Source organism: Thermoplasmatales archaeon (assembly GCA_014361245.1).
In the GTDB taxonomy this organism is placed as follows: Archaea; Thermoplasmatota; E2; order UBA202; family JdFR-43; genus JACIWB01.
Genome location: JACIWB010000012.1, coordinates 22,700 through 32,483, shown reverse-complemented (window position 1 = coordinate 32,483; position 9,784 = coordinate 22,700). Strand labels below are relative to the sequence as shown.

Below are 9,784 nucleotides of genomic sequence, written 5' to 3'. Positions count from 1 at the left end.
TCTATTATATGGCATTGAAGCTGTCATCCATAAACAGAGGTCAACTATAGGCTTTCCATATTTACATCCTTGATAGAAAGGTGTATTCAATGCAACAAAGAATTTATTGCAGTTTTTGCATCTAAATACTCCTATTTTAACATCTATTTCTTTAAATCCATTTTCTTTTATTAAAATACAAAATGTCTTTTTTCTAAAACTGTGTAGATAAAAATTCTTTGATTTGCAGTGGGGGCATCTTTCTGCTTCATCGTATTTTTTCCCGTCATATTCTTTTTCTAAAAATGTTTGTATAGCCTCTACTAAGATATTAGGAGAAAGCTTACACAATTTTTTCTTCTTAGGGTGTTGCATTTTTTCCCCTCCCAACTAATTTACCTATAAGAAAATTCTATAAAAATACTTTACCAAATTTTTTCAGTAACTACGCTACATCACCACGAGGATTAATCGCAAAAATAATAAATTAAATCCGTATATATTTTGGGGATTATCATGGAAGAAATGTATGATGTTATAGTTGTTGGAGGCGGGCCTGCTGGCTTGACAACTGCTATCATGTGTGCAAGTAGAATGCTTAAGACACTTGTTCTTGAAGGTGGAAAATGGGGCGGTTTGCCAGCAACTCTATATCCAAACAAAGTAATACCAAACTATCCCGGCTTTCCAGACGGAATAACTGGAATTGAGCTAGTTAGAAGATGGATAAAGCATGCAAGGGAGAGCAAATACATTAAAATGGTAAGGGAAAGAGTTATTAAAATAGAGAAAGGAGGAGTTGTAAAAACAGAGGAGAATGAATACCATGGAAAAACAATTGTTATAGCAACTGGAACAAGGCCTCAGGAACTTGGAATACCTGGTGAGACAAGATTTAATAAAGAAGGAAAAGGAGTTTATTATTATGTTACTCATAGAGAGGATTTTATAGGAAGTAGAGTTCTTGTTGTTGGAGGAGGAGATACCGCGGTTGATGCAGCTCTTGATCTTGTTGATTTAGCAGAGGAAATAACAATAGCACACAGGAGAGATAAATTCCGCGCATTAGATGAAAATGTAAAGAAGATGGAAGAAAGCAAAATAAACATAATGCTAAATACCGAGCTTGAAGAAATAAAAGGAAAGGATAAAGTGGAGGAAGCGGTTCTTTTCAATAATAAAACAGGAGAAAGAAAAACGCTGAAAGTTGATAAAATAGTTCTTGCAGTTGGTCTCAAGCCAAATACAGAGATGTTTGCTGAACTCGGAATAAAAACAGATGAGAGAGGCTATATAATAACAGATGCAATGCAGCGAACAAATGTTGAAGGAGTTTTTGCAGTTGGTGACATTGTGCGAGGAGCCTTCCGCCTGCTTATCGTTGGCGCTGCCCATGGAGCAATAGCGTCCCAGAAGATTTATGAATATGTGAGGAAGCCATACTGGGCGGGAGAAATCTAAATCATCCTCCTAATTTTTTTATAATAATCGCTCTCAGAATAGCGGAAATCTACTTTAAAATCTGCATCATCAGCTATCTCAATTCCGCTTGCAATAATTCTCTTCTTCAATTCTTCAAAATATTTATTTTCTTCAAAATTCAGGAAGCATAATTTCTTTAATTTTTCTCCATTAAAATTCATGATTATCCCTAAATCAAGCATATCCTCAATTTCAAAAGGGGTAAAAAATTCATAGTTGAATCTTATCTCTGGATCAATTTCTATTGATTTTGCAATTATTTCAATCTCTTTTTCCTTTTCTTCATAATCAATGGCATTCCTCATGCATTCATTCCCGCATATCCCGCAGCCCAAACAAGCTCTGCAGGCAAGACAGCGAGAAGCTTCTTCAATCGCCCTCTTTTTATCAAATCCTTTTTCAACTTCCTTAAATGTGCTTCTCCTTTCTTCAATGTCTATTTCTTCAACCTTCTTTCTTTCCTTCTTTTCAAATATAGATAGGACAACATTTCTTTTCATCAAATCAACATCTTCATAGCTAGCTATTGCCCTATTTATATTTCTTTCAACTGGGTCAAATTCTATTTTCTTGCCGTGCAGATATGCATCTATTGCCTTTGCAGTCCTTCTCCCCCATGCAACTGCTTCTATTACTATTGATGGCCCGCTAACAGCATCACCTCCAGCAAACACGCCAGGCAGAGGAGTTGCTCCAGTATTTTCATCAACTAAAATGCGCCCGTTTTTCTTTATTTCATCTGGTAAAAATTCAAGTTCTGATTGCTGTCCTATGGCGGAGATAACAATATCCGCTTCAATAAAGAAATTACTTCCCTTTTTTGGCACTGGCTTCCTGCGCCCGCTTTCATCTGCTTCGCCGAGCTCCATTTCAATGCATTCAATTTTTTCCACACTTTCTTTCCCAACAATTTTTAATGGGGCGGTTAGGAAGCGAAAATTTACTCCTTCTTCCTCTGCATACCTTATTTCCTCCTCCCGAGCTGGCATTTCATTCCTGCTTCTCCTGTATAAAATTGTTACATCGCATCCAAACCTTATTGCGCATCTTGCAGCATCTATTGCAACATCTCCTCCTCCGACAACAACTACTTTCTTTCCAGAGATGATGGCACGAACATTTTCAGGATATATATTTACCTCTCTTAAAAAATCAACACCTGATATAACTCCTATCAAATTTTCTCCTTCCACCCCCATTTTTCTGCTTTTATGGGCTCCAACTCCTATGAATACAGCATCGTAATTTTTCCTCAATTCATCAAAAGATATTTGCTCGCCAATCCTGCAATTCAGCTGAATTTCAACACCCATTTCAAGAATAGCATCTATCTCTCTTTTAAGCACATCCTTTGGAAGTCTATAAGAGGGGATGCCAACAGCAAGCATTCCTCCAGCAACTGGTAAAGCTTCAAAAATTTTAACTTTATATCCCATCCTTGCAAGTTCGTATGCAACAGTCAAGCCAGCGGGACCCGAGCCAATTACAGCCACTTTATATATATTATTCTCATTTGCTGGCATCCTTCCAAGCTCGATTTTTCCCTTGCTCTCCCATTCCCAATCCGCAACAAACCTCTTCAGCAATCTTATCGAAATTGCCTCATCAATTCCATTTCTCCTGCAAATTTCCTCACAGGGATGAGGGCACACCCTCCCAAGCACGCCTGGCAACGGCAGACGCTCCCTTATCAGATTTAAAGCCCCTTCAAAATCTCCTTCAGCAATCCTCGCCACATATCCGCGAACATCTACATGAGCTGGACAATTTGTCTGGCAGAAAGGGCTTTCTCTCTCAAGGAAGAAAGTGCATGGCAATCCATCTCTGCCATAAACAGCTTTTCTCGAAAAAAGGGTTCTCTCTCTATCAACTGTCCTCAATGGACATACTTCATAGCATATATTGCAGTTATTGCAATTTTCATTTACCCTGCTAGCATATTTTATTATCCTTACAATTCCATCATTTATGCTTTTTAAAATTGAATTATTTAAAATGGCTATTTTTCCCTCCTTTAATAAATTTAAAAATTCCTCATATTTGCAACCATTTTCTAGAGAAGAGGCATGCTTTCTTATCGTATATTTATTTATTGAAGGAAATCTTTCAACAATAACAACATTTTCTCCTTTATTTGCAATTTCAACTGCTTTATTTATTCCATAAGCTCCCCCTCCAATTATAATATGGGCATGCTTGGCTATATTTCCATTAAATATTAATGGCTCGCTTTTTTCTTCTTTTTTATTTGCTATCGAAAATAAATACCTTCCATTTTCCTCTCTAAAAGATACCTCTCCTTTTTCTATCAAATCCAATAAATAGAAATACAAAACTTTTTTATCAATTATTCTTGAAATTTCCTCGAAGGATTTTTCTTCTTTTAATAAAAATTTTATTGCCTCTATATTCATTTCATCTTTTAAAATTTCATCACTTATTCTATCAAATTCATAGCCAGTGTAAATTTCACCGTATTTATTTCCTTCAAAAGACAGCATTCTATGCTTTGATGCAATAATTCTTGCCCTTGGTTTAAGAGAAACATTATATGCAACTTTAAGAAGGGTATCATCCTTTAACTCATTTTTTAAAGGACCTAAGCCTTCTATTTCCTTTGTGAATTCTTCAACAACCCTTGCAAACTTCTCTCCCTCGCTTGCAGAAATCCACTCCAGCCTTAAACGAGAAGGATTAATGCCAGCAAACTTCAGCAATTTTTTTGCAACATAAATTTTTCCTATCGTATAATAATTTCCAGTAACATAATGGCAATCTCCAAGATGACAACCTCCGACGAGCACTCCATCAACTCCTTTTAAAAATGCTTCAATAATAAAAGATGACTCAACCCTCGTTGAACACATAACACGAACAATTCTTATGTTTGGAGGATATTGAAATCTGCTTACTCCCGCTAAATCTGCTCCCGCATAACTGCACCAGTTACACAGCAGTCCAAGTATCTTCAATCTATCACCTCTATTTCAGCAATTATCTGGCCATCTCTGAAATGTCTCATATCAATTGCCTTATGTATGCATGAAGATGAGCATGCCCCGCAACCCTTGCAAGCAGCGGGTATATTTTCTGCAATCCTCCTTCCATTCTTTTCAACAATTCTCATTGCTCCATAAGGACAAACTTCAACGCACATCCCGCAAGCCCTGCATTTTCCCTCATCAATATATGGTGTATATGGCTCAACTTTAACAAAACCATTTACCATAGGAATCAGTGCCCTTCCAGCAGCAGCCATAGCCTGTATTTTTGCCTCCTCAACGCTAGCGGGCGCCCTGCACGAGCCGCACATATATATTCCATCTGTTGCGAAATCAACTGGGCGAAGCTTAACATGTGCTTCAAAGAAAAAGCCATCCAAACCAAGAGGGACTTTTAGCATTTGAGATATTTTCCTTGCATCTTCACCCGCTACAAGAGGGGTTGAGAGAATTACTAAATCACCTTGCAATTCAATTTTTCTTCTAAGCCCTGGATGATGAAAACCAACAACAATTTTTCCATCTCTTCTTTCAATTGATGAAACTGTTGGAATGTTATCTGCTACTCTTATAAATCTAACACCTTCCTCCCTTGCCTTCCTCGTATATTCTTCATATTCAACTCCATATGTCTGCAAACCTTTATGAACTATATAAACATTTGAATCTGGAATCATTTTCTTTATTATTCTTGCATTTTTTATTGAATTCATGCAGCATATCCTCGAACAATATCTCACCCTTTCCCCCTTCCCGCCGACGCACTGTATAAAGATAAAATTCTTTCCTTTTATTTTTCCTTCTTTAAGCATTTTTTCAAGCTCTATTTGAGTTATTATATTTTCATATTCCTGATAATTATACATATACATTGGCTGATATGGTCTTGCCCCAATTGCAACAATTATTGTTCCAACCTTTATTTCTTTGTTTGTTTTTCCCTTTATTTTTACATTGAAATTACCTATATACCCATCTACTTTTTCAACCTCGCTCGCTAAATATATATTTATTCTGTATTTTTTTAACTCTTCCATGATATTTTCTAAAATTTTCCTCGCTGGCTCATCTTCTGGATAAACCCTGTATATATTATTTAAAATTCCTCCGAGTCTTTCTTCTTTTTCAACCAAATGCACCTCTATTCCATGTTTTGCAAGAGCGATAGCTGAAGTTAATCCAGAAATTCCTCCTCCTATAATAAGGCATGCTCTTTCAACAGGTATTTTTATTTCTTCAAGTGGCTCAAGAAGACGGGCTTTTGCAACACCCATCCTTATCAAATCCTTTGCCTTTTCTGTAGCTTTCTCCCTTTCCTTTTGATGAACCCATGAGCATTGGTCGCGTATATTCACGAATTCGAAAAGAAACTTATTCAGTCCAGCCATCTCACATGCCTTTCTAAAAAGTGGCTCATGAGTGCGGGGAGTGCAGGATGCAACAACAACTCTATCAAGGTTATGCTCCTTAATTGCATTCATTATTTCCTGCAAACCAGCATTTGAGCAGGTATACATATTTTCCTTTACATAAACTACATCTGGCAAACTCTTTGCATATTCACATACTGCAGGAACATCCAAAAAACCCGCTATATTCGTTCCACAATCACACACAAAAACCCCAATCCTAGGCATGGCACCACTCCGCCGCCATGCATGCGGCACCGCTTGCCTGATACACGCTTTCTGTTATATCCTTGGGAGCGCAGCAACAGCCCGCAGCATAAATTCCCTGCCTTGTTGTGCTAACTCCGTCTGTTTTAATAAATCCATAATCATCAAGCTCTATTCCAAGAATTTTTGAAATTTCAAGATTGCTTTTGGATGGCATTATAGGTGTAGCAAGAATAACCATTTCCACTTCCAGCTCATTTACTTTTCCTTCATTTTCGTCTTCATAATATATTATTAAATTTCTTGTATTTTTGTCTTCTTTTATTTCTCCTGGGCGGGCATGAATGTAAGTAATTTTGTAGTCCTTTTCTCCTCTCTTGCTGTATTCATAAAATCTTTTGCTGAAAACTCTTAAATCTGAATAGAATATGAAGGATTCAATGTCATTGTAATGCTCATTTGCAAGCATTGCACTCTTTATTGAGACCATGCAGCAAACAGAAGAACACCACTCACACCTTTTAACATCTCTTGATCCAACACATTGAATAAATGCAATTTTCTTCGGCCTTCTTCCATCTGGAGCGCATTTTAAATGCCCATGCGTTGGGCCTGATGCATTTATTAACCTTTCATATTCAATCCAGGTATGAACATTTGCAAATTTTCCATAACCATACTCTTTAATATCATATGGTTCGTATGTTGAAAGGCCAGTTGCAACTATTATTGAAGCAACATTTAACTCAACTATCTTATCTTCCTGGCTATAATCTATTGCTTTTGCCTTGCATATTTTCTGGCAAAGCCCGCACCTATTCTTATTCAACTTCAAGCAATACCTTTTATCAATTGTTGCTTTCCTTGGAACAGATTGAGGAAATGGAAGAAAAATAGCCTTCCTTTTATCTATATAGCTGTTATATTCATTTGGCACCTCCGTTGGGCATTTCTCCATACAATCTCCGCATCCAGTGCATTTGCTCGCATCAACATATTTTGCCTTCCTTTTAACCTTAACCTTGAAATTTCCAGCACTGCCATTCAATCCAACAACTTCAGAATATTCAAGAATTTCTATGTTGGGATGGGATGCGCATTCATTCATCTTGGGAGCAAGAATGCATATACTGCAATCATTTGTTGACATCGTTTTATCAAGCAAAGCCATTCTCCCGCCAATGCTTGGCTCCTTTTCAACTAAATAGACATGTATTCCCCTATCCGCTAAATCAAGCGCCGCCTGGATGCCAGCAACGCCCCCGCCTATGATAAGCACATTCTTCATATTGCTTCTCCAATTACCTCAACCAAATCCTTTACTTCAAGATTATATTTTTCATGGCTCATTGTGCATAGGAAATGAATTTTGCATTTCGGGCAAGTAGTGATGAGCAATTTAGCCAGCTCTTCCGCTTCAGTGAGCCTTTCTTTTCTTATTTCTTCCGCTTTCCAGTCGCATGCCATCCAACAAGAAGTTGAGCAGCAAATTGATTTTTCTTTTGAATGCTCCATTTCCTTTATTTCATATCCAATTTTTCTCAGCGCAATTCTTGGCTCCTCATAAATCCCAAGATGGCGCCCGAGCCTGCATGAATCATGAAATGTGCATGTTTTATTTAAATTTCCTTCTAAAGAATTTTTTGCAAGAAATTCAGAGATATGCATCATTTCAATATTTAGTTTATAATCAAATTTAAAGGTTCTGTAACATTCAGGGCAAGAAAATATTATTTTTTCAAAACCTTTAATTTTTTCCATATTTTTTCCTTTCAATTTTTCAAAAATTTCTTTATTTCCGTTCCATAAGGCATCGTGCCCGCAACATGAAAACAATACAGCTGGAATAACATCAAAATGGTTCAAAATTTTAATCGTATTTTCCGCAATTGATCTTCCACTGAATCCAATTTCTCCAAAAAATGCATCATATACTGGCAAGCATCCAGCAAAATAGAGAATTTTTGACTTATCATCTGTTTCAACATTCTCCATTTTTAAAGATATATCATTTTTATCAAACAGGCAAGATATTTCCTCAAAAATATTTTCATGGGCTGGAATTCCAAAATTTTTATTTTCTCTCGCAATTTTTCTTATTTCCTTCATAAAGCTTAAAAAATCTACGCCAGATGGGCATATTTCTTCACAAATTCCACAAGTAAGGCATTTCCATATATCATAGGAATAAATTATTTCATCTTCCAAGCTGATAAGGGAGCGTTCTACTATATTTGCTGGGGAAAACTTCCCATAACCTCTTGTAACTGGGCATGCTGAGCTACATTTTCTGCATTCAACGCAATAATATGCTTTACTGCTGTTTATTATATCTTCAATCATTTTTAACACCAAACAAATGAATAACTTTTGAAAATTTCTTTAATTTTTCATCACTTGAAATTTCATCTGAAAAAATACATTTTTTAACCTTTATGCTTTTCCCCTCGCAAAATTTTTTAATAGCAACTCCCATATCAAATCTTCTTTCGCAAAAAATTATCGAATCTTCGTCTTCAAAAAATTCATAAAGGCATTTTTCACACTCAAATTTATTCACCTCCGCCTTTTCAGATAAATAGAAAAAGGAATCATCCTGCAAATGATGGATAGCGGAAGAAGGGCAGGAGGCAACGCAGACGCCGCAACCCTTGCATGAAATATTATTAACCAAAACAGTATTTGTATCTTTGTTATATGAAAAGCAATTGCATATTGAGACACATATCCTGCATTTTGAACATTTTTCTTGGTCTATTGAAACTGGAAATTGTTTATAAAGAAACATCGCTGAAATAATTAACATCTCTTATTTATCATTTACTTGCTATAAAATGGCATGCTTATATTTAGCATATTCAAAAACAGGCCCATCGATGCAGGAATAATAGCTTCCAATAATGCAATGCCCGCATTTTCCAATTCCGCATTTCATCCTTCTCTCAACAGACACATATATTTTCTCTTCATCTGCTCCCATCTTTAAAGCTTTTTCTATAACTGGCTTAAACATCGCAGGGGGGCCGCATATAAGAATATATTCTTTTCCATCAAAAACAATTTCATCAATCAACTCAGTTACAAATCCTCTTTTCATCCCTTCTTTCTCAAAAATTTTATATACTTCAGCATAATTTTTCCATTCCTCAATTTCCTCAGCAAATAGTAAATCATCCCTGCTTCTTGCGCCATATAGAATTTTCATTTGATTGTAAATTTTTGAATGAATGGCTTCTTTTATGAAGCTTCTTAAAGGCAGTATTCCAAGCCCACCTATGATTACAACAATATTCTTTCCCTCTAATTTTTTCATGGGAAAACCATTTCCGAAAGGACCTCTATAAAGAAGATAATCAATTTTATTATTATAAAGAAAAGAAGTTACCCTTCCAACTTTTCTTATGCAAACTTCAAAAAAATTTTTTTCATATGGAGGGGAACATATTGATATTGGAAATTCACCAACTCCAGCAATTGATATTTCAACAAACTGGCCAGGAATAAAGCTAAAGTTTTCTGTCTCAACTCTTAAAAATTTTTTATCATTTATTGTCCTATTTTCAATTATTTTTCCCTTCAATGGCGTAAATGGATTCATTAAGGTAATAATTGCAGATATATTTATTTTTTAATTTGTTATTTTAGCTTTTAATTATCCAGATTTCTCCATAGAAGAAATGTTATAGATAATATTATAAGAGGAAC

8 protein-coding genes are annotated in these 9,784 nt (G+C 35.9%); 1 reads left to right on the top strand and 7 read right to left on the bottom strand.

The window, feature by feature from the left end; translation table 11 throughout:
* On the bottom strand, positions 1-354 hold a 354-nt coding region (locus tag H5T45_03310; GenBank protein ID MBC7128743.1), incomplete at its 3' end, for a hypothetical protein.
* A gap of 141 nt (positions 355-495) precedes the next feature.
* Between H5T45_03310 and H5T45_03305 the strand changes: the two genes are divergently transcribed.
* Entirely contained in the window at positions 496-1,440 is a 945-nt protein-coding gene (locus tag H5T45_03305; protein MBC7128742.1) for an NAD(P)/FAD-dependent oxidoreductase, read from the top strand.
* On the opposite strand, the gene H5T45_03300 is transcribed toward H5T45_03305, so the two are convergent.
* The 6 genes from H5T45_03300 to H5T45_03275 are packed head-to-tail and all read right to left on the bottom strand — an operon-like array spanning position 1,437 to position 9,677.
* Positions 1,437-4,433, bottom strand: coding sequence for a hydrogenase iron-sulfur subunit (locus tag H5T45_03300; GenBank protein ID MBC7128741.1), 2,997 nt, complete (start codon positions 4,431-4,433; stop codon positions 1,437-1,439). The genes H5T45_03305 and H5T45_03300 overlap by 4 nt on opposite strands.
* Positions 4,430-6,100 (bottom strand): CoB--CoM heterodisulfide reductase iron-sulfur subunit A family protein, encoded by a 1,671-nt coding sequence (locus H5T45_03295; GenBank protein ID MBC7128740.1) that lies wholly within the window; start codon positions 6,098-6,100, stop codon positions 4,430-4,432. The genes H5T45_03300 and H5T45_03295 overlap by 4 nt, the downstream gene beginning before the upstream one ends.
* Positions 6,093-7,367 carry a CoB--CoM heterodisulfide reductase iron-sulfur subunit A family protein gene (locus tag H5T45_03290; GenBank protein ID MBC7128739.1) on the bottom strand — a complete coding sequence of 425 codons (1,275 nt, stop codon included), beginning with the start codon at positions 7,365-7,367 and terminating at the stop codon, positions 6,093-6,095. The genes H5T45_03295 and H5T45_03290 overlap by 8 nt, the downstream gene beginning before the upstream one ends.
* The gene (locus H5T45_03285) at positions 7,364-8,422 is read right to left on the bottom strand and encodes a (Fe-S)-binding protein (protein MBC7128738.1); all 1,059 of its coding nucleotides are present in this window, start codon (positions 8,420-8,422) and stop codon (positions 7,364-7,366) included. Before H5T45_03285 ends, H5T45_03290 begins: the two co-directional genes overlap by 4 nt.
* Positions 8,415-8,867: a 4Fe-4S binding protein gene (locus tag H5T45_03280; GenBank protein ID MBC7128737.1), complete on the bottom strand. Its 453-nt coding sequence runs from the start codon at positions 8,865-8,867 to the stop codon at positions 8,415-8,417. The genes H5T45_03285 and H5T45_03280 overlap by 8 nt, the downstream gene beginning before the upstream one ends.
* 39 nt (positions 8,868-8,906) lie before the next feature.
* Positions 8,907-9,677, bottom strand: a complete 771-nt coding sequence (locus H5T45_03275; protein MBC7128736.1) for an FAD/NAD(P)-binding protein — start codon at positions 9,675-9,677, stop codon at positions 8,907-8,909.
* Positions 9,678-9,784: the final 107 nt, after the last annotated feature.

Excerpts from the sequence above, each read along its gene's own strand:
- H5T45_03295 (MBC7128740.1), bottom strand. The coding sequence starts at position 6,100 with ATGCCTAGGATTGGGGTTTTTGTGTGTGATTGTGGAACGAATATAGCG.
- H5T45_03290 (MBC7128739.1), bottom strand. The coding sequence starts at position 7,367 with ATGAAGAATGTGCTTATCATAGGCGGGGGCGTTGCTGGCATCCAGGCG.
- H5T45_03280 (MBC7128737.1), bottom strand. The coding sequence starts at position 8,867 with ATGTTTCTTTATAAACAATTTCCAGTTTCAATAGACCAAGAAAAATGT.
- H5T45_03285 (MBC7128738.1), bottom strand. The coding sequence starts at position 8,422 with ATGATTGAAGATATAATAAACAGCAGTAAAGCATATTATTGCGTTGAA.
- H5T45_03305 (MBC7128742.1), top strand. The coding sequence starts at position 496 with ATGGAAGAAATGTATGATGTTATAGTTGTTGGAGGCGGGCCTGCTGGC.
- H5T45_03275 (MBC7128736.1), bottom strand. The coding sequence starts at position 9,677 with ATGAATCCATTTACGCCATTGAAGGGAAAAATAATTGAAAATAGGACA.